This window comes from Streptomyces sp. NPDC051576 (assembly GCF_040681835.1).
GTDB lineage: Bacteria > Actinomycetota > Actinomycetes > Streptomycetales > Streptomycetaceae > Streptomyces.
Genome location: NZ_JBFAZO010000002.1, coordinates 771,904 through 796,197, shown reverse-complemented (window position 1 = coordinate 796,197; position 24,294 = coordinate 771,904). Strand labels below are relative to the sequence as shown.

Below are 24,294 nucleotides of genomic sequence, written 5' to 3'. Positions count from 1 at the left end.
ACACACGAGGATGTTCGCTTTGCGCGGAATTTTCTGGCCGCTTCTCCGGCACTCTCGTGTGTGATCGATCACAAGCGCGATTTTCAGGCCATCTACTCTCCGTGATCATGCACCCTGTCGGAAAGCCGGGAAAATCCGGGTTTTCGGGGGTCTTGATCACGGGAAGTACACGATGAGGTGCCTTTGAAGAGCGGCATGAGGACCGTGTACGGTCCCCTTCGCCATCCAAGCCGATCACTCTTGAGGGGTCCGGTTGGGTGTCGATTGAGTAACAGACCTTGATGTGAGGCAAAATCTCCGCCTCAGGTCGGGCACAAGTCCGGCCTCTCACGCGTTACGTGCGCTGGAGACACCGCAGACACCCAGAGGGGGAGAGCGACATGGCAACGGATTACGACACCCCACGCAAGACCGACGACGACGTCGACTCGGACAGCCTTGAAGAGCTCAAGGCCCGTAGGAACGACAAGTCGACTTCCGCAGTGGACGTCGACGAATTCGAGGCCGCCGAAGGCCTCGAACTGCCCGGAGCGGACCTCTCGAACGAAGAGCTGGCCGTCCGGGTGCTGCCCAAGCAGCAGGACGAGTTCACCTGCATGAGCTGCTTCCTGGTGCACCACCGCAGCCAACTGGCCCGCGAGAAGAACGGCCAGCCGATCTGCCGCGACTGCGACTGAGGAGGGGTCGGCCGTGACTGGCTCGACCCCACCCTGGAAGCGCCGCTCCCGCCGGCCGGGAGCGGACGAAGGACCGGCCTACGGTCCTCATGGCGCGCGTGACGACGAGCGGGGCTCATCCGAACAGGGATCAGCCTCGCTCGAACCGGCGGCCGACCGGGCTGACCTCCCGGTGCCCGCCGACGTTCCCGCAGCCGCCCCCGTCGCCAAACGACGGGTGGCGGTGATCCGGGACAAGGCCAGGGAAGGCGTCCGTAAGGGCGGCAGCCGGGCCAGGGCGGGTCTGGCGTACCTCGCCGACCGGATCATCGAGATCGCCCCGCGGATCCCCGTACGGGACCTTCAGGCGCTCCGGCGGCAGTTCCCGGGCCTGGGCCCCGAACAGCTCGCCGACAAACTGGTCTCGGGCGCGGCCAACGCGACCTCGACGGTCGGCGCCGGCGTCGGTGCCGCGGCGATGCTGCCGGTACCGCCCGCGATGCCCACCGAACTGGCCGCCGAGATCACCGGCGTCGCCGCGATCGAGCTGAAGCTGATCGCCGAACTCCACGAGGTCTACGGCGTCCGTCCGCCCGGCGACCTCAGACAGCGCAGCGTCGCGTATCTGAACTCCTGGTCCGGGGAGCGCGGCGTCGACGTGACCAAACCGTCGACCATGAGCGCGGCACTGAACGGCCCCATGAAGCGCGAGCTGCGTCAGCAGATCATGAAACGCATGGTCCGCGACCTGCCGAACCTGATGCCCTTCATGGTCGGCGCCGCGGTCGGAGCGGTCATGAACCGCCGGGACACCAAGAAGCTCGCCGAACGCATCCGCAAGGACCTGCGCAAGGCCCAGGTCCCCTGGGACGCGCTGCCCGAACTCCCGCCCCTGGAGCCCCCGGTGGACCCGATCCGGGTGGGCGAGATCCCGAAGGAACTCGGCAGCTAGGCCTTGTCCTGGACCGCTGTCCGGGCCGCCTTCAGTGCCTCCGCCAGCCGCTCCGGCTCGCGCGTCGACAGGTACAGGTACGGCGTCGGGTCGTCCGGGTCGGTGACCTCGACGCGCAGGGCCCGGGGGATGTACGAGCGCAGCAGCAGGAAGGCGCGGGTGTCGGCCTTGTAGGTGCGCCAGGCGCGCGCCTCCTCGGGGTCCAGGATCTCCGCCTCGCCCAGGGCCGTCAGCGGGATCTTCGCCTCGCCGGCGATCAGCGAGTCGCCCACGATCCGGATGCGGAGCGAGCCGTAGGAACTCGCCATGACGGACGCGGCCGCGGTGCCGCCGACCAGGCCGCCGAGCAGCGGCAGGGTGCCGAAGGGCAGCAGGATCAGGGCGAAGGAGACACCCACCAGGAACGAGATGAACCACCACGAACGGGGTGCGGTGAGGCGCTCGTCGTAGGGGGAGGCGGAGAGCTGCATGAAGCCAAGCTTGGCACGGTGTCCGGTTGATGCCGACGCGCGGGTAAGGTCTGCGGCTGTGAGTGGTACTTCCCCGGCTCTCAAGCCTCCGTCCTACGCCGTGAAACCGGTGCGGCACCCCGACGCGCCCGCGCCGGGTGAGCTGCTCGGTGCGCACTACGAACAGTGTTTCGGATGTGGCGGCGACCAGCCGCACGGGCTGCACCTGGCGGCGCGGGCCGGTGAGGGCGTGACGATCACCGCCGAGTTCACCGTGCGGGCCGCTCACCAGGGCGCCCCGGGCCTCGCGCACGGCGGAGTGCTCGCCAGCGCGCTGGACGAGACCCTCGGCTCGCTGAACTGGCTGCTGCGGACGATCGCGGTGACCGGACGTCTGGAGACCGACTTCGTGCGGCCGGTGCCCGTGGACACCGTGCTGTACCTGGAGGCCGAGGTCACGGCCGTGGCCGGCCGCAAGATCTACTCGACCGCCACCGGACGCATCGGCGCCCCCGACGGGCCGGTGGCCGTGCGCGCCGACGCCCTCTTCATCGAGGTCAAGGTCGACCACTTCATCGACAACGGCCGCCCGCAGGAGATCCGGGCCGCCATGGACGACCCGGACCAGGTCCGGCGTACCCGTGCCTTCGAGGTGAATCCGTGAGCCGTAGCTCCCTGGATGTGCTGATCCGCCGCGTCGACCCTGACGTACCGCTTCCGTCGTACGAGCATCCCGGCGACGCCGGAGCCGATCTGCGGACCACCGAGAGCCGGGAACTGAAGCCGGGTGAACGGGCCGTACTGCCCACGGGGGTGTCTATCGCTCTCCCGGAGGGGTACGCGGCCTTCGTGCACCCTCGTTCTGGGCTCGCCGCCCGCTGCGGTGTCGCCCTCGTGAATGCCCCGGGGACGGTTGATGCCGGGTACCGTGGGGAGATCAAGGTGATCGTGGTGAATCTCGACCCGCATGAGTCGGTACGGTTCGAGCGCTTCGACCGGATTGCCCAGTTGGTCGTCCAGCAGGTCGAGAGGGTCCGCTTCCAGGAGGTCGCGGAGCTTCCCGATTCGGCGCGGGCCGAGGGGGGCTTCGGGTCCACCGGCGGCCACTCCGCCGTGGGCGGCACCACGGGTGGGAATCGATACGCTTCGGTCGTATCCGACCGGGAAGGACAGTGACGTGTTCGGACGTCGCAAGAAGGGCACTGCCGCCGAGGACGCGGCGAGCGAGGCCGAGCAGGTCGTCGACGACGTCGACACTGAGGCGGACGAAGCAGCGGTCGAGCGCGTGAAGCTCGAACCGGAGCCCCGCCCCGACGGACCCTGGGACGACTCGGAGGTCGGCGACCCCGCCGAGGGCCGGGTGGACCTGGGCGGTCTGTTCGTGCCGGGAGTCGACGGCATGGAGTTGCGGGTCGAGGTCGCGGGCGACGCGATCGTCGCCGCCACCGTGGTCCTCAAGGACAGTGCCATCCAGTTGCAGGCCTTCGCCGCCCCCAAGCGCGAGGGCATCTGGGGTGAGGTCCGCGAGGAGATCGCCAGCGGCATCACCCAGCAGGGCGGCATCGTCGACGAGGTCGAGGGGCCGCTGGGCTGGGAGCTGCGCGCGCAGGTTCCGGTGCAACTGCCGGACGGCACGGGCGGTTTCCAGGTGGTGCGGTTCGTCGGTGTGGACGGTTCGCGCTGGTTCCTGCGCGGGGTGATCTCCGGGCAGGGCGCGGTGCAGCCGCAGGCGGCCGGTCTGCTGGAGCAGATCTTCCGGGACACGGTCGTCGTGCGCGGCGAGGGCCCGATGGCGCCCCGCGACCCGATCGTCCTGAAGCTGCCGAACGACGCCCAGATGGTTCCCGAGGGCGTCCAGCAGGAGGAGGCGGGTTCCCGCTTCTCCGGCGGCATGGGCCAGTTGCAGCGCGGACCGGAGATCACCGAGGTCCGCTAGCCGGAACAGACAGCCACGAAAGGGCCGTACCCCTCCCCGGGGTGCGGTCCTTCGTCGTGCGCGCACTCTTGACGGCCCATTGGTCCGTACCTATGGTCTCGGCTCAACGCCCATGTTCATGAGGGTGCTCCTTGTTCACATACGAGAACATGCGAGAACTTACGAGAACGGAGTCACCGTGCGCCGCGCTGCCCTGCTCTCCGTCGTCACCGCGCTGGTCCTGGGCTTCTTCTTCGCCCAGCCCGGCCCCGCCGCCCAGGCGGCCCCCGCAACCTTCGTCCACCCCGGAGTCGACGTCTCCAGAAGCCAGTTGGACTTCGCCCGCACCGAGGTCCTCGCCGGCGCCCAGCCCTGGAAGGGCGCCTACGACCAGATGATGGCCAGCTCCTACGCGAGCCTGAGCCGTACCCCGAAGCCCAGAGCCGTCGTCGAGTGCGGCTCGTACTCCAACCCCAACTACGGCTGCACCGACGAACGCGAGGACGCGATAGCGGCCTACACCGACGCCCTCGCCTGGTACATCACCAAGGACGCGCGCTATGCCCAGAAGGCCATCGAGATCATGGACGCCTGGTCGGCCACGATCACCAGCCACACCAACAGCAACGCGCCCCTGCAGACCGGCTGGGCCGGCTCCTCCTGGCCCAAGGCCGCCGAGATCATCAAGTACACGTACACCGGGACGTGGACCAACTCGGCCCGCTTCGCGACCATGCTGCGCAACGTCTACCTGCCCGAGATCATCAACGGCTCCAATTCCAACGGGAACTGGGAGCTGTCGATGATGGATGCCGCCATCGGCATCTCCGTCTTCCTGGAGGACAAGGCGTCGTACGACAAGGCCATGGCGATCTTCCGGACCCGCACCGCGGCCTACATCTACCTCGCCTCCGACGGCAGCGTGCCCAAGACCGTGCCCAGCCAGAACCTCGACACCACGGCGAAGATCGTCAGTTACTGGCAGGGCCAGTCGACCTTCGTCACCGGGCTCACCCAGGAGACCTGCCGCGACCTCACCCACACCGGGTACGGCATCTCCGCGATCTCGCACGTCGCCGAGACCAGCCGGATCCAGGGCACCGACCTGTACGGCACCGATGTGGGCGAGCGGCTGCGGCAGGCGCTCGGGTTCCAGGCCAAGTACCAACTGGGCGCGGCCGTACCGAGCTGGCTGTGCGGCGGGTCGCTGACCCTCGGGCTCGGGCCGGTCACCGAGGTCGGCTACAACGCCCTGCACAACCGGCTGGGCATCGCGATGACCAACACCCAGACGCTCACCCTCCAGAACCGCCCGGCGGGCAGCAACAACCTCTTCGTGGCCTGGGAGACCCTCACGCACGGCGACAACCCCAACTGAACCGAACCGTTGTCCGACCGGGCGCCCGACGGGAATACTGGCGCCCGGTCCACGGGGGACACGGGGAGGGGCACAGATGAGCCAGGTCGCGACCGACACCATGGTCCGCGTCGAGAACGTCCACAAGTCCCACGGCCACGGAGCCGCCGCCGTGCACGCGCTGCGCGGGGTCTCCTTCGAGGTGCCGCGCGGGGAGCTGGTCGCCCTCAAGGGGCGCTCCGGGTCCGGGAAGACCACCCTGCTCAACATCGTCGGCGGCCTCGACGTGCCGGACCAGGGCCGGGTCACCGTGGACGGGCAGGACCTCGCCGGGCTCGGCGAGACCGGGCTGCTCGAACTGCGCCGGGACCGGGTCGGGTTCGTCTTCCAGTCCTTCGGGCTCATCCCGATCCTCACCGCCGCCGAGAACGTCGGCGTCCCCCTGCGGCTGCGCCGGGCCGACCCGCGCGAGCGCGAGGCACGCGTCGAGCTGCTGCTCTCCCTCGTCGGCCTCGCCGACCACGCGGCCCAGCGCCCCGGCGAACTCTCCGGCGGCCAGCAGCAACGGGTCGCCATCGCCCGCGCCCTCGCCAACAACCCCGCCCTCCTCGTCGCCGACGAGCCGACCGGCCAGCTCGACGCGGAGACCGGTCACGCCGTCATGGAGCTGCTGCGGGCCGTCGTACGCAGTGAGAACGTCACCGCCCTCGTCGCCACGCACGACACGACCCTGCTCGACCTGGCCGACCGGGTGCTGGAGCTGAGCGACGGGGAGATCGTCGAACACTGAGTGCTGCGCAGGCCCGTGGGGGGCGGGTCGCCCTAGGCGCTGACGGTCCGCTCGGCGGAGCACGGCGTCCCCGTCCGTCGCCGGGCGGTTCCTCGCCGCGGACGGGGCGTTGTACGCATGGCCCGGGGTGGGGCCGCTCCGTCGGCCGGTCGGCGCGTTGTCGCGCCCTGTCGACCGGTGTGGGCTCCGGCCGGTGCGTCAAGGTTGTGTTCGTCGCCGGGTGGCCCTCGCCGCGGACGGGGCGACGGACGCACCGCCCGGGGTGGCGCTGCCTCGGCGGCCGACCGATCCGCCGTCCGGCCCCGCCGGACGGCGCGGGCTCCGACCGGCGCATCAGGGTTGCGTCAAAGACGTCCCCCATCCCTCACCTCGCCCCATTTGTCGGACTTATTGGCCGTAAAGTCGACGCTGCGTGCACAGCTGTGACGGGAAGACAATGGGGCCCATGGGACGCGGCAAGCTTCGGATCTACCTCGGTGCGGCACCGGGCGTCGGCAAGACGTACGCCATGCTGTCCGAGGCCCACCGCAGGGTGGAGCGGGGCACCGACTGCGTCGTCGCCTTCGTGGAGCACCACGGCCGGGCCCGCACCGAGGTGCTGCTGCACGGCCTGGAGCAGGTCCCGCGCGTGGAGCTGGCCTACCGGGACACCGTCTTCACCGAGATGGACGTCGACGCCGTCCTGCGCCGCGCCCCCGCCGTCGCCCTGGTGGACGAACTCGCCCACACCAACATCCCCGGCTCCCGCAACACCAAGCGCTGGCAGGACATCGAGGAGCTGCTGGCCGCCGGCATCGACGTCGTGTCGACCGTCAACATCCAGCACCTGGAGTCCCTGGGGGACGTGGTCGAGTCGATCACCGGCGTACGGCAGCAGGAGACCGTGCCGGACGAGGTCGTCCGCCGGGCCGACCAGATCGAGCTGGTCGACATGTCGCCACAGGCGCTACGGCGTCGGATGGCGCACGGCAACATCTACAAGCCGGACAAGGTCGACGCGGCGCTTTCCAACTACTTCCGGCCCGGAAACCTCACCGCCCTGCGGGAGTTGGCGCTGCTGTGGGTGGCCGACCGGGTCGACGAGTACCTCCAGGAGTACCGCAGCGAACACCAGGTCTCGGCGATCTGGGGTTCACGCGAGCGGATCGTCGTAGGGCTGACGGGTGGTCCGGAAGGGCGGACGCTGATCCGGCGGGCCGCCCGGCTCGCCGAGAAGGGGGCCGGAGGCGAGGTGCTCGCCGTCTACATCTCCCGCAGCGACGGCCTGACCTCGGCCTCCCCGAAGGAACTCGCCGTCCAGCGCACCCTGGCCGAGGACCTCGGCGGCACCTTCCACCACGTCGTCGGCGACGACATCCCGGCCGCGCTGCTCGACTTCGCGCGCGGGGTGAACGCCACCCAGATCGTCCTCGGCTCCTCGCGCCGCAAGACCTGGCAGTACGTCTTCGGGCCCGGCGTCGGCGCCACGGTCGCCCGCGAGTCGGGGCCCGACCTGGACGTCCACATCGTCACCCACGAGGAGGCCGCCAAGGGGCGCGGACTGCCCGTGTCCCGGGGTGCGCGGCTCGGGCGGGCCCGGATCGTCTCGGGGTGGGTGGTCGGTGTGGCCGGGCCGGTGGGGCTGGCGCTGCTGCTGAACGCGGTCCACCTCGGCCTCGCCAACGACATGCTCCTGTTCCTGTCGCTGACTGTGGCGGCGGCGCTGCTCGGCGGGCTGCTGCCGGCGCTGGTATCGGCGGCCCTCGGGTCGTTCCTGCTGAACTACTACTACACGCCCCCGCTGCACCGGCTGACGATCGCCGACCCCAAGAACATCGTCGCCATCGCGATCTTCGTCGGTGTCGCGGTGTCCGTGGCCTCCGTGGTGGACCTCGCCGCCAGACGCACGGAGCAGGCCGCCAGACTGCGCGCGGAGTCGGAGATCCTGTCCTTCCTCGCGGGCAGCGTGCTGCGCGGCGAGACCAGCCTTGAGGCGCTCCTGGAGCGGGTCCGGGAGACCTTCGGCATGGAGTCGGTGGCGCTGCTGGAACGCAAGAGCGACGTGGACCCCTGGACCTGCGCGGGCCGCGTGGGCGTGGGCGCGCCGCTGGAGCGGCCCGAGGACGGCGATGTGGACATGCCGGTCGGCGACCACATGGCCCTCGCGCTGACCGGCCGGGTGCTGCCCGCCTCCGACCGCCGCGTGCTGGCCGCCTTCGCCGCGCAGGCCGCCGTCGTCCTGGACCGCCGACGCCTGCGCGAGGAGGCCGACCAGGCCCGCGCGCTCGCCGAGGGCAACCGCATCCGTACGGCCCTGCTGGCCGCCGTCAGCCACGATCTGCGGACCCCGCTCGCCGGCATCAAGGCGGCCGTGACGAGTCTGCGGTCCGACGACGTGGCCTGGTCCGAGGAGGACCAGGCCGAGCTGCTGGAGGGCATCGAGGAGGGCGCCGACCGGCTCGACCACCTCGTGGGCAACCTCCTCGACATGTCCCGCCTGCAGACCGGCACGGTCACCCCGATCATCCGCGAGATAGACCTCGACGAGGTCGTCCCGATGGCGCTCGGCGGGGTCCCCGAGGGCAGCGCGGAACTGGACATCCCGGAGACGCTGCCCATGGTCGCCGTCGACCCCGGGCTGCTGGAGCGGGCGGTGGCCAACCTGGTCGAGAACGCGGTCAAGTACAGCCCGCCGGACGGAACCGTCCTGGTGTCCGCCAGCGCCATCGCCGACCGCGTCGAGGTACGCGTCGTCGACCGGGGACCGGGCGTCCCCGACGAGGCCAAGGACCGCATATTCGAGCCCTTCCAGCGCTACGGCGACGCCCCGCGCGGCGCGGGAGTGGGCCTCGGACTCGCCGTGGCGCGTGGCTTCACCGAGGCCATGAACGGCACCCTGAACGCGGAGGACACACCCGGTGGCGGTCTCACCATGGTCCTCACCCTCCGCGCGGCGGCGGGCGTCGTAGGAGACGGGCGTGAAGTGCGCGACGTGGAACCGGAAAGGCAGGCCTCATGACCAGGGTCCTCGTGGTCGAGGATGAGCCGCAGATCGTGCGGGCCCTCGTGATCAACCTCAAGGCGCGGAAGTACGAGGTCGACGCGGCCGCCGACGGCAAGACCGCCCTCGACCTCGCCGCCTCCCGCCACCCCGACGTGGTCGTCCTGGACCTGGGCCTGCCCGACATGGACGGTGTCGAGGTGATCCGGGGGCTGCGCGGCTGGACCCGGGTGCCGATCCTGGTGCTCTCCGCCCGGCACTCCTCCGACGAGAAGGTGGAGGCGCTGGACGCGGGCGCCGACGACTACGTCACCAAGCCCTTCGGCATGGACGAACTGCTGGCCCGGCTGCGGGCCGCCGTGCGCCGGGCCGAGCCCACCGGGGTCGGCGAGGACGACGTCCTGGTCGAGACCGAGGGGTTCACCGTCGACCTGGCCGCCAAGAAGGTCCAGCGGGACGGCAGGGACGTACGGCTGACCCCCACGGAGTGGCATCTGCTGGAGGTGCTGGTGCGCAACACCGGGCGCCTGGTCGGCCAGAAACAGCTCCTCCAGGAGGTCTGGGGGCCGTCGTACGGAACCGAGACGAACTACCTGCGCGTCTACATGGCACAGCTGAGGCGCAAGCTGGAGACGGACCCCGCGCATCCCCGGCACTTCATCACGGAGCCGGGTATGGGCTACCGGTTCGAGCGCTAGCCCTGCGGGTACGTTGCTGTCGGTGGACCCCGGTACGCTTCAGATATGAGTGCTGTTCCTCGTTCCGAAAAGCCGGCGGGCCGGTTCCGGCGCATGCTCGACCGGCTCTCCACCTCGCAGGAGGACCTGGAGTCGGAGGAGCTGCGCGAGGACTCCCAGACCGAGGGCTGTGTCCGGATCGGCGACTGCCACGACCGACAGATCGTGACGGTTACTGGTACCTTGCGCACGGTCACGCTGCGCCCCCGGGCGGGGGTGCCCGCCCTGGAGGCCGAGTTGTTCGACGGCTCGGCAGCCCTGGACGTGGTGTGGCTCGGCAGGCGCTCCATCGTGGGGATAGAACCGGGGCGCAAGCTGATCGCGTCCGGCCGGATCTCGATGAGCAGAGGCCGCCGGGTGCTCTTCAACCCGAAATACGAACTGAGACCCCTCGGACGGGAGTAGCCGGTGACGTCGCTCGACAAGCCGACCGCGGACACCGTGGACGGCGTGGACGCAGAAGACACCGAGCAGGACGTCCGGGCGGTGACCGAGGCGGCTCTCTTCGAGGCGTTCGGCGGCCTGCGCGGCATGATCGAAACGGTCCTGCCCGGCCTCCTCTTCGTCACCATCTTCACCATCAACAAGAACCTGCACTGGTCGGCGATCGCGGCCCTCGCCGTGTCGCTGGTCCTGGTCGTGGTCCGGCTGGTGACCCGGGACACCGTCAAGCACGCGTTCAGCGGTGTCTTCGGCGTCGCCTTCGGTGTCGTCTTCGCGATGATGACGGGCAACGCGAAGAACTTCTACCTCCCCGGCATGCTCTACACGCTGGGCCTCGCGCTCGCCTACATCGTCACCACCCTCGCGGGCGTCCCGCTGATCGGCCTGATCCTCGGCCCGGTCTTCAAGGAGAACCTCTCCTGGCGCACCCGCAACCCCGGCCGCAAGAAGGCCTACGCCAAGGCCAGTTGGGCCTGGGGCCTGATCCTGCTCGCCAAGTGCGCGATCCTCTTCCCGCTCTACTGGTGGGCCAACACCGCCCAACTCGGCTGGGTCTTGGTCGCGTTGAAGATCCCGCCCTTCCTCCTCGCCGTCTGGCTGACCTGGGTCTTCCTCGCGAAGGCGCCCGCGCCCATCGACGTGTTCGCGGAGATGGAGGCGGAGGAGCAGGCGGAGAAGGCACGCAAGGCCGCCGCCGAGGCTGCGGGCGAGGGCCAGGACGCCACGTCGGGACGGCACCGTCGCGACGCATAGCGTTTTCCGTATTCACTACGACGAGGAGGGGCGCCCCGAGCATTCGGGGCGCCCCTCCTCGTCGTAGAACGATCAGCTGCTCGCCGCGTCCTCCCGGCGCACCGACAGCAGGTCCTCCAACTGCTCCTCGCGGGCCTGCGCCGCCACGAACAGGAGTTCGTCGCCCGCCTCCAGGGAGTCCTCGCGGGACGGGGTCAGGACGCGGGTGCCGCGGATGATCGTGACCAGGGAGGTGTCCTCGGGCCACTCCACGTCGCCGACCTGGGTGCCCGCGAGAGCGGACTCCTCGGGGAGGGTCAGTTCGACGAGGTTGGCGTCGCCGTGGCTGAAGCGGAGCAGGCGGACCAGGTCGCCGACGCTCACCGCCTCCTCGACCAGGGCCGACATCAGACGGGGGGTGGAGACGGCCACGTCGACGCCCCAGGACTCGTTGAAGAGCCACTCGTTCTTGGGGTTGTTGACGCGGGCGACGACGCGCGGGACGCCGTACTCCGTCTTGGCCAGGAGGGAGACGACCAGGTTGACCTTGTCGTCGCCCGTCGCGGCGATCACGACGTTGCAGCGCTGAAGGGCCGCCTCGTCCAGCGAGGTGATCTCGCAGGCGTCGGCCAGCAGCCACTCGGCCTGGGGGACCCGCTCGACCGAGATCGCGGTCGGGGCCTTGTCGATGAGAAGGACCTCGTGGCCGTTCTCCAGGAGCTCTCCGGCGATCGAACGACCGACCGCGCCGGCTCCGGCAATGGCGACCCTCATCAGTGACCGCCCTCCTCTTCGGGACCCTTGGCGAACGCCGCCTCGACCTTGTCGACCTCGTCCGTACGCATCATCACGTGCACGAGGTCGCCCTCCTGCAACACGGTCTGCGAAGAGGGCAGCATCGCCTCGCCGAGACGGGTGAGGAACGCCACGCGGACGCCCGTCTCCTCCTGCAGCTTGCTGATCTTGTAGCCGACCCAGGCGGCCGAGGCGTGCACCTCGGCGAGCTGCACACCGCCGGTGGGGTCCCGCCACAGCGGCTCCGCGCCCGAGGGCAGCAGCCGGCGCAGCATCTGGTCGGCGGTCCAGCGGACCGTGGCCACGGTGGGAATGCCCAGGCGCTGGTAGACCTCGGCGCGGCGCGGGTCGTAGATCCGGGCCGCGACGTTCTCCACGCCGAACATCTCGCGGGCCACACGCGCGGAGATGATGTTCGAGTTGTCACCGCTGGAGACGGCCGCGAACGCGCCCGCCTCCTCGATGCCCGCTTCGCGGAGGGTGTCCTGGTCGAAGCCGACCCCGGTGACCCGGCGGCCGCCGAATCCCGGGCCCAGCCTGCGGAAGGCGGTGGGGTCCTGGTCGATCACGGCGACCGTGTGCCCCTGCTGCTCCAGGGTCTGGGCGAGAGCGGAACCCACTCTGCCGCAGCCCATGATGACGATGTGCACGACCGTCCTTCCGGTGTCCTGAAATCAATGCTCAGCCCCATCAGGGTCTCAGACCGAGGCCAAAGCTACACACGCCCGGTACTTCCAGGGCACCCCTCTGCGTCACCGGCGCCCGATGCTGCGCACACTGGCCCGGGTGAGGATTCCGAGGCCGGCCAGGGTGGCGAGGGCGCCGATCAGCTCTGCGGTCGGGGGCATGGAACCTCCAGGAGGCTGCGGGGGGCGGGGTTTTGTCATATAGACACGGAGTCGCCACTCCCGACGGAATCCGCAACTCCACTCGTCAGCGATTTCACCCGTGAGGCAGATGACAGCCGGTAAGTCGGTGGCAAGTAGAGGATCGCCAGTTCGAAGGCCTACGATCCTCTGTTGTGTCCAAACTGACCGACGTGCCCAAGCGCATCCTCATCGGGCGTGCACTGCGCAGCGACCGGTTGGGCGAAACGCTCCTGCCGAAGCGCATCGCACTTCCCGTCTTCGCTTCCGACCCGCTGTCCTCCGTGGCCTACGCGCCCGGCGAGGTGCTGCTGGTCCTCTCCATCGCGGGCGTGTCGGCGTACCACTTCAGCCCCTGGATCGCGGTCGCGGTCGTGGTGCTGATGTTCACCGTGGTCGCCTCCTACCGGCAGAACGTCCACGCCTACCCCAGCGGTGGCGGCGACTACGAGGTGGCCACCACCAACCTCGGCCCCAAGGCAGGCCTCACCGTCGCCAGCGCCCTGCTCGTCGACTACGTCCTCACCGTCGCCGTCTCCATCGCCTCCGGCATCGAGAACCTCGGCTCCGCGGTCCCGTTCGTGGTCGAGCACAAGGTGCTCTGCGCGATCGCCGTCGTGGTGCTGCTCACCCTGATGAACCTGCGCGGGGTGAAGGAGTCGGGCAAGCTCTTCGCCATTCCGACGTACGTGTTCGTCGGCGGCGTCTTCGTCATGATCGCGTGGGGCGCCTTCCGCGGACTCGTGCTCGGCGACGAGATGCGAGCGCCGACCGCCGACTACCACATCAAGGCCGAGCACCAGGGCCTCGCGGGCTTCGCGCTCGTCTTCCTGCTGCTGCGCGCCTTCTCCTCCGGCTGTGCCGCGCTCACCGGTGTGGAGGCGATCTCCAACGGTGTCCCGGCCTTCCGCAAGCCCAAGTCGAAGAACGCGGCGACCACCCTCGCGGCGATGGGTCTGCTGGCCGTCACGATGTTCTGCGGGATCATCGCCCTCGCCATGACGACCAAGGTCCGTATGGCCGAGAACCCGGCCACCGACCTGCTCCACAACGGCGTCGCGATCGGCTCCGGCTATGTGCAGAACCCGGTGATCTCGCAGGTCGCCGAGGCCGTGTTCGGCAAGGGCAGCTTCCTGTTCGTCGTACTGGCCGCGTCCACCGCGCTGGTGCTGTTCCTCGCGGCGAACACGGCGTACAACGGCTTCCCCCTCCTCGGCTCGATCCTCGCCCAGGACCGCTACCTCCCGCGCCAACTGCACACCCGCGGCGACCGCCTTGCCTTCTCCAACGGCATCGTGCTGCTCGCCGGCACCGCCACCCTGTTGATCGCGATCTACGGCGCCGACTCGACCCGGCTGATCCAGCTCTACATCGTCGGCGTGTTCGTGTCGTTCACGCTCAGCCAGACCGGCATGGTCCGGCACTGGAACCGCCACCTGGCCACCGAGAAGGACCAGGCCAAGCGCCGCCACATGGTCCGCTCGCGGGCGATCAACACCTTCGGCGCGTTCTTCACCGGCCTGGTGCTGGTCGTCGTCCTGGTCACGAAGTTCACGCACGGCGCCTGGGTGGCGCTGCTCGGCATGTGCATCTTCTACGCCACGATGACCGCGATCCGTAAGCACTACGACCGGGTCGCCGAGGAGATCGCGGCCCCCGAGGGCCCGAGCGACGACAGCCTCCGCCCGTCCCGCGTCCACTCGGTCGTCCTGATCTCCAAGATCCACCGCCCGGCGCTACGGGCCCTGGCCTACGCCAAGCTGATGCGCTCGGACACCCTGGAGGCGCTCAGCGTCAACGTGGACCCGGCCGAGACCAAGGCGCTGCGCGAGGAGTGGGAGCGGCGCGGGATCGACGTACCGCTGAAGGTGCTCGACTCGCCCTACCGCGAGATCACGCGGCCGATCATCGAGTACGTCAAGGGGCTGCGGAAGGAGTCGCCGCGCGACGCGGTGTCCGTGATCATCCCCGAGTACGTCGTCGGCCACTGGTACGAGCATCTGCTGCACAACCAGAGCGCGCTGCGGCTCAAGGGACGGCTGCTGTTCACGCCGGGCGTGATGGTGACGTCGGTGCCGTACCAGTTGGAGTCCTCCGAGGCGGCCCGCGACCGGGCGCGCAAGCGGCAGGAGTGGAACGCGCCGGGTGCGGTGCGGCGCGGTCCCGCGGAGCACCGGCACCGGGAGTCGTCCGACTCCAAGAGCTGAACGCCTTGTGGTGAGCGGCCGGGCAGTGTCCACGTAGACTGGTGGGCTGTTGTCCGGCCGCTCACCCTTTGACGTTGTGGAGTCACCCCGCCATGCAGGCAGAACCGAAGAAATCGCAGGCGGGGTCCTTGGTGGGGGCGGAGTACGAGGTCGAGGTGGGCCCCGTCGCCCATGGCGGGCACTGCATCGCCCGTACGTCCGAGGGTCAGGTGCTGTTCGTCCGGCACGCGCTGCCCGGTGAGCGGGTCGTCGCGCGGGTCACCGACGGCGAGGAGGGCGCGCGGTTCCTGCGCGCCGACGCGGTGACGATCCTGGAGGAGTCCAAGGACCGCGTCGAGGCGCCCTGTCCCTACGCCGGCCCCGGCCGCTGCGGCGGCTGCGACTGGCAGCACGCCAAGCCCGGAGCGCAGCGCCGCCTCAAGGGCGAGGTCATCGCCGAGCAGTTGCAGCGGCTCGCGGGCCTCACGCCCGAGGAGGCCGGCTGGGACGGCACGGTCATGCCGGCCGAGGGCGACAAGCTGCCCGCAGGCCAGGTCCCGCAGTGGCGCACGCGCGTCCAGTACGCGGTGGACGCCGACGGCAACGCCGGTCTGCGCAGGCACCGTTCGCACGAGGTCGAGCCCATCGAGCACTGCATGATCGCGGCGCCCGGCGTCAGCGAGCTGGGCATCGAGGAGCGCGACTGGTCCGGCATGGCCTCGGTCGACGCGATCGCGGCGACGGGCTCCCAGGACCGCATGGTCATCCTGGAACCCCGCCCCGGCGCCCGCCTGCCCTTGGTCGAGTTGGACCGCCCGGTGTCGGTGATGCGCGTCGAGGAACACGACGGCGGCATCCACCGCGTCCACGGCCGCGCGTTCGTCCGCGAGCGCGCCGACGGCCGGACGTACCGCGTCGGCAGCGGCGGCTTCTGGCAGGTCCACCCGATGGCCGCCGACACCCTCGTCAAGGCCGTCATGCAGGGCCTGCTCCCGCGCAAGGGCGACATGGCCCTCGACCTGTACTGCGGAGTCGGCCTCTTCGCCGGCGCCCTGGCCGACCGCCTCGGCGACAAGGGCGCGGTCCTCGGCATCGAGTCCGGCAAGCGCGCGGTCGAGGACGCGCGGCACAACCTCGCCGGCTTCGACCGCGTCCGCATCGAGCAGGGCAAGGTCGAGAGCGTGCTCCCGCGCACGGGGATCACCGAGGTCGACCTGATCGTCCTGGACCCGCCGCGCTCGGGCGCCGGCAAGAAGACGGTCGAGCATCTGTCGTCGCTGGGGGCGCGGAAGATCGCTTACGTGGCTTGCGATCCGGCGGCGTTGGCTCGTGACCTGGGGTATTTCCGGGACGGGGGGTATCGGGTGCGGACTTTGCGGGCGTTTGATCTGTTTCCGATGACGCATCATGTGGAGTGCGTGGCGATCCTTGAACCGGCCATAAAGGGCTCCTGACCTGCAGTTTTGTAGGCGCGCGTTATGTGCGGTGTGGGCGTTACGGGCGATATCTTGACGCTGAAATGACGCTCGTGACGCTCATTTGACGCTCGTTCTGATGGGGTGTCAGGCGAACTGTTGGGCAGGTCAGGCCCTGCCGGAAGGCGTATATCGATGGAGCGCCGAGGGCGGGCGACGTTCTGCGCGGAGCTGTTCGTTCCTGATGATCACATGTCTCGGACGAGACCAGCCAGCGCCGTGAGCTGCGATGTCTGGCTGTCGCAGGTCGTTGACCTGCGCTGGAGTTGAACGTCAAGATCACAGCAGGTATGAGAAGCGCAGTGCCCCGCCCTCCTCGCGATAGCGGCCCCGGCCGCGCTTCCCGTAAGGGTTGGGGAGCATCTGGATGGCCACCTTGTGCGGGGTGAGGGCGTAAGTGACTACCAGGAGGCGCCAGCGGTCGTTGCCCGCGTGCTGGCGGGCCGCGCGGACCTCGCTCTCCCCCAGCTCGAAGCGGCCTCCTTCGCCCCCGGTGGCCTTCACCTCGTACAGGAAGGGACGGCTGCCAGAGCCGACCCGGAAGTCGAAGCCGAGGCCGTCGTCGCCCGACGGGCCGGGGAAGGCTTTGCGGCGGTTGCCCGACACCCAGCCGGTCTCGTCCATGCGGTCCGGGTAGCGCGCGCACAGCCATTGGTACGCGTACCACTCGCCCACGTACCCGATGGCCTCCCGCTGGGCCGTGGTCAGCCCGCTGTCCGTGCCACCTCCGTACCGCCGCCCGCGCGCGCGGCCGGTGGCCCAGGTGTGCTCGGTCCGGGGTAGGGGGTCTGTGAAGCGGAGCGGACCGGTGGCGGTGATGCCTGGCGTAGATCCGCTCCTCAGGACCTGGTCAAGTTCGTGGGTGAGGGCGGTGAAGTCGCCGGAGTGCACGTCGAATTCGCGGCCGCCGATGGAGATCGACCGCCGTTCGCGCTCCCGTTTGCGGCGCTCGTGTTCCGCCGCGTTGCGCACGCGGTCCAAGTCGGCCTCAGACAGCCCGTGGCGCCCGGGATCCGTCGTCACCGCCATCCCGTCGGGCCACTGGCCGAGGGCCGCCAGCCAACCGACGATGTTGGACGGAGACAAGGGGCGGAAGTCCAGCGCGCCCGCGGCCTCCAGCCGCGCGGTGACCTCCTGGGCCGGCTCGGCTCCGGTCAGGGCCGCGGGCAACGGATGTCCGGCTGCCCCGACGAGGACCGCGAGGTCGGCGGCCAGGCCGGTGATCGTACGGAGATTCGCGCCGCGGACCTGGTCGAGTGCTGGCAGGCGTTCGCCCGATCGGGGCACCGGGCGGCCCAGGCGCAGCGCCAACTGGTCCTCCACGTGCGCCTCCAAGCTCCCCGTGTCGGCCGTGTCCACGGTGTACTCCCATGCCTCCGGCGCGGTGATCCAGTCGAGGGCCCGGACCGGGGGCCAGTCGGGCATCGGACGGCGCGCGTCGAAGTCCTCCAGCACCGCCCAGCGCAGCCGGTTGACGAGCTCCTTCTTGCGCAGGTCCAGGTGGGTGCGGAGAGCCTCCTCGTGCTCCTCGGCGTGGCTGACCGGTTTCACGGGCGGGCCCATCGCGCGCAGGGTGTCGTTCAGCTCGGCGAAACCGATGCCCAGGTCGCGCCGCAGTTCGTCCGTACTGCGGGCCAGGCGGGCCCTGGTGATGAACTCGGATACGGGGACCGGGAGTTCGGCAGCGAACTCCTCAAGGTGCGCCTGGAACTCCCGGGTGTCGCCCGGCGGTGGCAGAAGCAGCGAGTCCGCCGCCTCTGCGCCGAGCAGGTGGACGAGGAAGGGCCGGCAGCGCTCCAGGACCACGCCAATGGCCCCGTCGATCCGGCGGCTCGTCTCCTCGACTTGGTGGACCGTGACTTCCAGGGCGTAGGCGAGCTCCTCCTGGCCCGGGTCGCGCAGGTCGGCGTGGCGGGTAGCGAGCTGGTGGGCGGCGAGGCGCAGCCGGTCGCCGAACTCCCGCCGTCCCAGCAGCTCGGCGACCGCCACCACGATGCGGGTGATCTCGGGCCAGCCCGGCTCGCCCGCCGGGGCGAGGACGAGCGGATGCTTCGGATCGGGCAGCGGCAGCACTCCGCCGAGGCGGCCCGGCAACGTCACGGGCCGGCCGTCGAGCTCGATGTTCCAGGAGCGATAGCGGTGCAGACGTACGCTCCGGACCAGGGACGTCAGCTCGCTCAGCTCGGCCTCGCTCGCCCGGGGGCCGCGCGCAAGGTGGTCGGAGAGGACGCCCACGGCCAGAGTGAGCCAGGGGAGTTGTTGGACCAGTGGCTCTCCCAAGGCCGCGCGGTCCACCCGTGAGCCGTCCACGGTCACCGTGAACATCAGGTCGTCGGTGTGCCGGACGGCGGCGGGGTGTTCGGCCGCCAGCAGCTCGGCGGCCTCCGCCGAGACACCGGGAAGGGTAAGCAGGGGGCGCGCCATTTCCCGTACCAGCAGGGGCGTCAAGCCATCACGTTCACCGCTGACGTAGAGCACGGCCCCGGCATCACCATCGCCATCGCTCTCCCCGTCGTCCAGAGCGGACAGCGGTACGCTGATCAGCCGGTCCCCAGACTCAGCGAGCAGACTGGTGCTCTCGGGCAGTGCGGGACGGGGATGCTGTACGAGGTGCCGCCAGGCGCGTTCGTTCGCACGCTGCGCGGCGGGCCGGTCCTCGGCCCCCAGCGCGCCCTCCGCCGCAAGACGTCCCAGCGCAGCGATGAGGCGGGCGCTGTCCCGGGGGTCGTCCCAGGTCGGCAACCGCATTTCCCGCAGGCGGTCGCCCGCCTTCCCGCGTTCCAAAAGGTGGCGCAGCCGATGGTCGACGGTCGGCGCGTACGAGGGCTCCTCCTCCAGCCCGGGCGGGCAGTGCCAGGCGTCGGCCGGCCGGACGAACCGGACGGCCCGGTCGCGGCCCCGCACCGGGAGCCACGGCTCCTCCCGGACGAAGGCGCCGAGCGGGGTCGGGACCCGCTCCCTGTCCGGGGAACTCTGGCTGCCGGCACTGGTCCAGACGCTGGCGAACCTCGCGTCCTCCCAGCTGGCCAGGCCATGCAGGACAAGCCGTGCGTACGCCAGCCGGGCCTCCTGCCCGAGGCGTTCGACGACGTCCTGGCCGGGGAGCCGCCAGGCGGGGGTTCCCCGGTACGGCGTCCGGGGGTAGTAGACACCGGGCCAGTGGACGTACGGCTCCCACTGCTCCTGCACCTTGGCAGTCACCTTCGCCATGCGGACCAGCTGCCGAGCGCTGAGCTCCTGGCCTTGCTCTACCCAGCTCAAGGCGTCGGAGGACCTGACCGGGACCAGCCCGTCGGCCACCCCGGCCTCCAGCAGGAACGCCCGCCATTCCTCGGTCTCGCCCCGCTTGGCGAACTCCTCGGGCGCGGCAAGGAGGCGTCCAGTGATCGCCTTGAGGCTCTTCGACACGTCCTGCCCGGCGGCGACCACCGCAGCCAGGTCCTCACCGGCGGACGCGCGGCCCCAGCCTCGGCCGAAGACGGCGCCGTTCGCCCTGATCAGTCGGCCGTCCGCCGACGGTACGTACAGTCCGAGCGAGGAGATATCCGTTCCGCCCAGCGAACGCCGAGGCTGCCACAGCCGGAAGACGAACCGCAGGGTCTGGAGCCGCAGCCGGAGATCGGTGCTCGCGCTGAGCGCCTGCCGTACGTGGTCCAGCAAGCCCTTTGTGTCGTACGGCCGGACGAGCCCCTCCTGCTCGAGGAAGGCGCGGGCGGACCGCCCGCGCGTACGCTCGCCGGGATCCTTCCAGACTAGACCTGGATGTAGAGAGAACAACCGCTTGCCGAGCAGGGCGGGGACAGACGGAGCCCCGGTCTGGGTCGCTTCCGTACACACCGGCTGGAAGAACGCCTCACGGCGGACACTCTGACCGCTCGGCTTGCCCTGGGTACGCGTGCTTGTGCCCGTACCCGCCCTGCCGAGGGGACGGTTGGTGTGGCGGAGTGTGCGGTCGTCCGCGAGCAGCAACTGCCTGTCGTGCAGGACGTGCGCGTCGTCCTCGAAAAGCGCGGCCAGGTCCTCGTACAGCGCGCTCCACTGCTCGGGGGGCTCACCGGGCTGGGGAAGGGGCAGGCCCGCGACGATCCGTTCCACGTACTCGGCGAAGATCTCCGGACCCGGCTCCCATGGGCACGCAAGGGCCTTGCACAGAGCTGCCAGCCGTTTCAGCCGGTCGCCGCCGATCTCGGGGTCGGCCACCACGATCCCGGCCTCGTGCGCGCGGTGTGCCGTGAGAACGGTCAGGTCGAGGTCCGGCCACAGGACCGCGTCCCGGGGCGGGGCCCAGCTCGTCTCCGGCACGGCGCCGCCCGCGGCGAGGACAGGTACGAGTGGTACGTCGGCGAGTTCGCTCCCGTGCACACGCAGAGCCGCCGCGCGGAGCCGCCCCGCCGAGCCCTTCTCACTGTCCCAGCTCACCAGGTCCACGGCCAGCTGCCGCATGGACGGCTCGGGCACGGTACGCAATACCGCGGCGGCTGCCAGACAGGTCTCGGCGACCGCGTCGAACAGCAGCACGTTGAGAGGGTTGTCGGAGGGAAGCCCGGTGCGGTCGAACTTGGTGAAGAACGGGGCGTTCACGTGTCCCGGGAACGGAGCGGCCTGGTCCTCGCCCAGTGGCAGGAAAGTGTAGATCTGCCCGCGTCGCGGTCGGCGCGGTGCGGGCAGAGGGAGTGCGACCTCGACGACGGCGGACCGCTTCCACTCCTGCCATGTGTTGTCGAGGAGCCCAGCACCCACGGCCTCGGCGAGGGTGCTGTTCAGCCGTTCCTTCTCCACGGTGCCCCGCACTACGAGAAAGGTGCCGGACGGCCCCAGGTCCACGGTCGCGCAGGAGACGGGGAATCCGCGCCCGGTGCCATCCTGCGCAACCGCGAAGTGCTCCTCGGAGCGGGTCAGTTCATGCCGCTCGAGCGCCTCGTGGCGGTCGTCCAACTCGCCTGTCTCGCCACCGACGGCCCGCCGTTCCAGCGTCAGGCCAGCAAGCCGGTCGAGGAACAGCATCACGGGTACCTTCGCCTCCGCGAGTTCGCCCATCCGTAGACGGACCTCGGCCCGGGCTGCCTCGCTCAGCAAGGGCAGCCGGACGATGGTTACGTACCCCCGGGCGGCGAGCTGCCGACAGGTCGCGGGCACATCGTCCAGCGGCAGGGGCGCCTGGAGCGGCGGATACTTGGCGGCCACCTCGTGGGCGTTGTTCTCACCGGCAAGGAAGTCCTCCACGTCGACCTTCTGCGCGAAGCGGAAGCAGTACCCGTCCAATTCCGGGCCGAGCGGGCTGTCGGGGTCTGCGCTGTAGATCTCGGGTGCCTCGCTGATCAGCAAGATGCTGCGAAACCCGACGCCCTTGTTCCCGATGCCCTCACCGACCTCCTTCGAGCTCTGCGCGAGCTCGCAGATCCGCTCGACGTTCCGCCAGGTGAAGGGCGTCCCGCCGTTGGCGACGTACAACGTCCCCCACTCGCTCTCCGCCTCGTCCAGCAGTACGTGGACCCGTCCGTCGCGGCGGTCCCTCGGATGCGCGTCGTAGCCGTTCTGCAGCAACTCGAAGAGCGAGCGGCCGGCGTACTCCCGCGCGCTCGCGTACGACACGGAGTTCACCTGCCGTGCCATGCGCAGGACTTGCTCCGACCGGGCCCCCTCCAACACGGACCGGCCGTACTCCCGCAGTTGCTCGGCCCGGGCGTTCCTCGCCATGGTTCTCCCCTTACCTCAGCGTGACGAGGACGGTATCCCGCCGCACTGACATGGGGGGCGCGAGGAACCACCGTGTGGAGCGTTACTCGGGGCTGAGCTTGACGTTTTGGTCCGCCGTCGTACGGACTCGAATTTGTTCAGGGTTTCCCCGGCCTCGCGGCGTGTCCGTGAGGCCGGGGGCCTGATCCTGCGAGGAGAGGGCGGCGCGGTGCGTGGAGGCCAGATCGTGGAACGGGTTTAGCACGGGGTTCAACGCGACGCGTTCGCAGCGGTGAAGGCATTCCGGACCGAGTTGTACTCCTGCCTGCTTTTGCGCGGCGATGCCCTGTTCGAGCTGTGCGACGCGTTGCTGTGCACGGACCGTCCGGTTCGCGCGCTCGTGGGCCTGGCCCTCGCCCTCGCCCTCGAGCACCGGCGTGGACACATGCCCTCTACTCCGGGCTGAACCAGGGCCGGACCGATATCGCTCGGCTGCGTCGGGCTCTGGTCGGGGGCCGGTGCCCGGGGCAGCCGACGGCCGTCGGCCAATCCTTCGGCCGGGGCCTAGCTAGCCACGGAGAGCACGTCTGCTGGCCTACCTGCGTGTGCCGGTTCAGCTTCGCCGTGCCGCGTCCGCTTTCCGTACCATCTTCGCCCCGTGGTCAGCTGAGTCGGCCAAGTTCCGGAGTGCGCGGGAGACCCGGCTGAGGAACTCCACAACGTGGTCGGCGAGGGTGCCCTGCTCGGTGCTGGTGCTGGTGCTGGTGCTGGTGCTGGTGCGGAAGGTGGTGCTCTGGGTCACGGTCGGCTCCTCGAAAAAGCGGTGCTGGGTGTGCTGCGCCCACTGTGACACCGGGGACTGACATGTCAGGTGGAAACATGACATCCCCCACCCGAACCGGGCAGGGGACTCTGGCACCAGGTGATGCAGCGAGTGGCGGTCAGCGGTGGCCGGTAGATCACGCCTCCTGCTTCCTGCGGCACGAGAAGTGCTCGGGCAGCCCTTCGGGTCCTTGAAGGCTTGCGGGCTGACCGCAGCCGAATCGGCAGAGCGGGATCGCTTGACCCGACGCGTCGACCGGTATCCTGGCGGCCTCGCCTTCCCGGGGGCGGGACTCAAGGACGATCGCGCGGCTGCCACGTCTCTTCGGTTCAGCCCGCACCTCCGAAGCCGGGCGGTCCTCGGTGCACCTGTCGCGCCGGTCCCCCTGTCGTACGGATGGCTGGCGCTCCTTGTCGTCCAGGGTGGGCCCGTTCGCCTCAAGGTACTGCTGCCATTGTTGTGCGGGGAGCCAACCGTGGTGGCCGCCCCGCTGGAACGGGATCCGCTCACCGGCCGCAGCTTCCACGATGAACCGGGTGAGGGTCAGGCCGCCTTCCCCTGTGAAGGTGCTCGACTGATGGGCGGGCATGAGGACGCGGTGCCAGCCCCCGCAGTACCCGGAGTCGGTGGGGTTTTCCGGGTCGTAGGGCTTTTCCGGGCACCGGGTGAGCGCGCCGTTTTGGCTGCATTGGCCTTCTTCCAGGACGAAGTTGCCGTCCTGAACCGCGATGGGGTTCTTCTGCACGCGTATGACGGAGGCCGGCAGGTTGGGCGTGCGGACGTATGGGACGGTGCCGATACCTGCGTGGTCGGGGTCGGCGAAGTCCCAGACCGACTGAATACCGCCGCGGCGCCGGAACCCCTCCCGTGCACGCATTCCGCGGGCTGTCTGGGCGCTCAGCTGAGGTTCGTAGCCCAGCACGATGCCGTTGGCGCCGTTGATGCGTACGTCGAGGCGCGCGTGCCCGTCGGCGGTCTGCGACTCGATGTCGGCGTGGAAGCCGTGATCTTCGGAGTCCTTCGCGACGCGTTCCTTGCGGGCGAGGTGCTCGTCGGACTCGTGGCTGATGGGCCTTTCCCCGGGCTTCCGGTAGTGGGAGGCAAGCCATACCCCGTCACGCTGGACGAGGTACATGGGAACGCGCCGGCCACGGAGGTCCCGGCAGTCGGGGCAGATGAGCCCGCGCTTTTCGACGGGGACACGTCCCCGCATGTGCAGGAGCACGTTCAGGAGGTCTTGGCCTTGCGGGACGCCGAGGTCGGGACGGTTCAGATCGAGGTTCTGGCCGGCCGGTTCGTAGTAGACGGGATTGCGGAAGAGGTCTTCGTCGCTGTCGATCTGAAGGTCGTCGTCCATCGGAGCTCCCCGCAGTCGCCACGAGTAGGACTCGCAACGTTACGGGGAGGGTTTGACAATTGGGACTCAACTGCGGAAACAGGGCGTGCTGAGAGATCCATGGG

The 24,294-nt window shown here is 69.9% G+C and carries 19 protein-coding genes and 1 pseudogene; 14 read left to right on the top strand and 6 right to left on the bottom strand.

The window, feature by feature from the left end:
* The first annotated feature begins 380 nt into the window (after nucleotides 1–380).
* On the top strand, nucleotides 381–677 hold the full coding sequence (locus tag AB0M63_RS09175; protein WP_005481602.1) for a DUF4193 domain-containing protein: 297 nt from the start codon (nucleotides 381–383) through the stop codon (nucleotides 675–677).
* Between the two features lie 13 nt (nucleotides 678–690).
* The gene (locus AB0M63_RS09170; RefSeq protein WP_355902158.1) at nucleotides 691–1,608 is read left to right on the top strand and encodes a hypothetical protein; all 918 of its coding nucleotides are present in this window, start codon (nucleotides 691–693) and stop codon (nucleotides 1,606–1,608) included.
* On the opposite strand, the gene AB0M63_RS09165 is transcribed toward AB0M63_RS09170, so the two are convergent.
* A complete protein-coding gene (locus AB0M63_RS09165; protein ID WP_355902156.1) occupies nucleotides 1,605–2,078 on the bottom strand; it encodes a DUF3093 domain-containing protein in 474 nt (157 codons plus the stop codon). The genes AB0M63_RS09170 and AB0M63_RS09165 overlap by 4 nt on opposite strands.
* A gap of 58 nt (nucleotides 2,079–2,136) precedes the next feature.
* On the opposite strand from AB0M63_RS09165, the gene AB0M63_RS09160 reads away from it, so the two are divergent.
* The 9 genes from AB0M63_RS09160 to AB0M63_RS09120 all read left to right on the top strand — a co-directional run bounded on the left by AB0M63_RS09160 (nucleotide 2,137) and on the right by AB0M63_RS09120 (nucleotide 11,033).
* Nucleotides 2,137–2,721 (top strand): PaaI family thioesterase, encoded by a 585-nt coding sequence (locus tag AB0M63_RS09160; protein WP_355902154.1) that lies wholly within the window; start codon nucleotides 2,137–2,139, stop codon nucleotides 2,719–2,721.
* Nucleotides 2,718–3,233, top strand: coding sequence for a dUTP diphosphatase (gene dut / locus AB0M63_RS09155; RefSeq protein ID WP_355902152.1), 516 nt, complete (start codon nucleotides 2,718–2,720; stop codon nucleotides 3,231–3,233). The genes AB0M63_RS09160 and dut overlap by 4 nt, the downstream gene beginning before the upstream one ends.
* A gap of 1 nt (nucleotide 3,234) precedes the next feature.
* A complete protein-coding gene (locus AB0M63_RS09150) occupies nucleotides 3,235–3,993 on the top strand; it encodes a DUF3710 domain-containing protein (protein WP_355902150.1) in 759 nt (252 codons plus the stop codon).
* Between the two features lie 178 nt (nucleotides 3,994–4,171).
* Nucleotides 4,172–5,350 carry an alginate lyase family protein gene (locus tag AB0M63_RS09145; protein ID WP_355902148.1) on the top strand — a complete coding sequence of 393 codons (1,179 nt, stop codon included), beginning with the start codon at nucleotides 4,172–4,174 and terminating at the stop codon, nucleotides 5,348–5,350.
* A 76-nt stretch (nucleotides 5,351–5,426) separates the two neighbouring features.
* A complete protein-coding gene (locus AB0M63_RS09140; protein WP_355902146.1) occupies nucleotides 5,427–6,119 on the top strand; it encodes an ABC transporter ATP-binding protein in 693 nt (230 codons plus the stop codon).
* A gap of 445 nt (nucleotides 6,120–6,564) precedes the next feature.
* Nucleotides 6,565–9,117: a sensor histidine kinase KdpD gene (locus tag AB0M63_RS09135; protein WP_355902144.1), complete on the top strand. Its 2,553-nt coding sequence runs from the start codon at nucleotides 6,565–6,567 to the stop codon at nucleotides 9,115–9,117.
* Complete coding sequence (locus tag AB0M63_RS09130; protein ID WP_355902142.1) at nucleotides 9,114–9,797, top strand: response regulator; 684 nt, start codon at nucleotides 9,114–9,116, stop codon at nucleotides 9,795–9,797. Before AB0M63_RS09135 ends, AB0M63_RS09130 begins: the two co-directional genes overlap by 4 nt.
* A 45-nt stretch (nucleotides 9,798–9,842) precedes the next feature.
* Nucleotides 9,843–10,241: an OB-fold nucleic acid binding domain-containing protein gene (locus AB0M63_RS09125; RefSeq protein WP_355902140.1), complete on the top strand. Its 399-nt coding sequence runs from the start codon at nucleotides 9,843–9,845 to the stop codon at nucleotides 10,239–10,241.
* Nucleotides 10,242–10,244: 3 nt separating this feature from the next.
* Nucleotides 10,245–11,033, top strand: coding sequence for a DUF3159 domain-containing protein (locus tag AB0M63_RS09120; RefSeq protein WP_355902138.1), 789 nt, complete (start codon nucleotides 10,245–10,247; stop codon nucleotides 11,031–11,033).
* A 72-nt stretch (nucleotides 11,034–11,105) separates the two neighbouring features.
* On the opposite strand, the gene AB0M63_RS09115 is transcribed toward AB0M63_RS09120, so the two are convergent.
* Nucleotides 11,106–11,786 carry a TrkA family potassium uptake protein gene (locus AB0M63_RS09115; protein WP_355902136.1) on the bottom strand — a complete coding sequence of 227 codons (681 nt, stop codon included), beginning with the start codon at nucleotides 11,784–11,786 and terminating at the stop codon, nucleotides 11,106–11,108.
* Nucleotides 11,786–12,457 carry a TrkA family potassium uptake protein gene (locus AB0M63_RS09110; RefSeq protein ID WP_355902134.1) on the bottom strand — a complete coding sequence of 224 codons (672 nt, stop codon included), beginning with the start codon at nucleotides 12,455–12,457 and terminating at the stop codon, nucleotides 11,786–11,788. Before AB0M63_RS09110 ends, AB0M63_RS09115 begins: the two co-directional genes overlap by 1 nt.
* 371 nt (nucleotides 12,458–12,828) lie before the next feature.
* Between AB0M63_RS09110 and AB0M63_RS09105 the strand changes: the two genes are divergently transcribed.
* Nucleotides 12,829–14,880 carry an APC family permease gene (locus AB0M63_RS09105; protein WP_366018932.1) on the top strand — a complete coding sequence of 684 codons (2,052 nt, stop codon included), beginning with the start codon at nucleotides 12,829–12,831 and terminating at the stop codon, nucleotides 14,878–14,880.
* A gap of 92 nt (nucleotides 14,881–14,972) precedes the next feature.
* Entirely contained in the window at nucleotides 14,973–16,313 is a 1,341-nt protein-coding gene (locus tag AB0M63_RS09100) for a class I SAM-dependent RNA methyltransferase (protein WP_366018931.1), read from the top strand.
* 300 nt (nucleotides 16,314–16,613) lie between these two features.
* On the opposite strand, the gene AB0M63_RS09095 is transcribed toward AB0M63_RS09100, so the two are convergent.
* Nucleotides 16,614–22,031, bottom strand: a complete 5,418-nt coding sequence (locus tag AB0M63_RS09095; protein WP_366018930.1) for a hypothetical protein — start codon at nucleotides 22,029–22,031, stop codon at nucleotides 16,614–16,616.
* Nucleotides 22,032–22,302: 271 nt separating this feature from the next.
* Between AB0M63_RS09095 and AB0M63_RS09090 the strand changes: the two are divergent.
* Nucleotides 22,303–22,552, top strand: a pseudogene (locus AB0M63_RS09090) (transposase); the annotation flags it as partial.
* A 71-nt stretch (nucleotides 22,553–22,623) separates the two neighbouring features.
* On the opposite strand, the gene AB0M63_RS09085 reads toward AB0M63_RS09090, so the two are convergent.
* Nucleotides 22,624–22,812: a hypothetical protein gene (locus AB0M63_RS09085; RefSeq protein ID WP_366018929.1), complete on the bottom strand. Its 189-nt coding sequence runs from the start codon at nucleotides 22,810–22,812 to the stop codon at nucleotides 22,624–22,626.
* 157 nt (nucleotides 22,813–22,969) lie between these two features.
* Entirely contained in the window at nucleotides 22,970–24,190 is a 1,221-nt protein-coding gene (locus AB0M63_RS09080; RefSeq protein WP_366018928.1) for a hypothetical protein, read from the bottom strand.
* Between the last annotated feature and the right edge of the window lie 104 nt (nucleotides 24,191–24,294).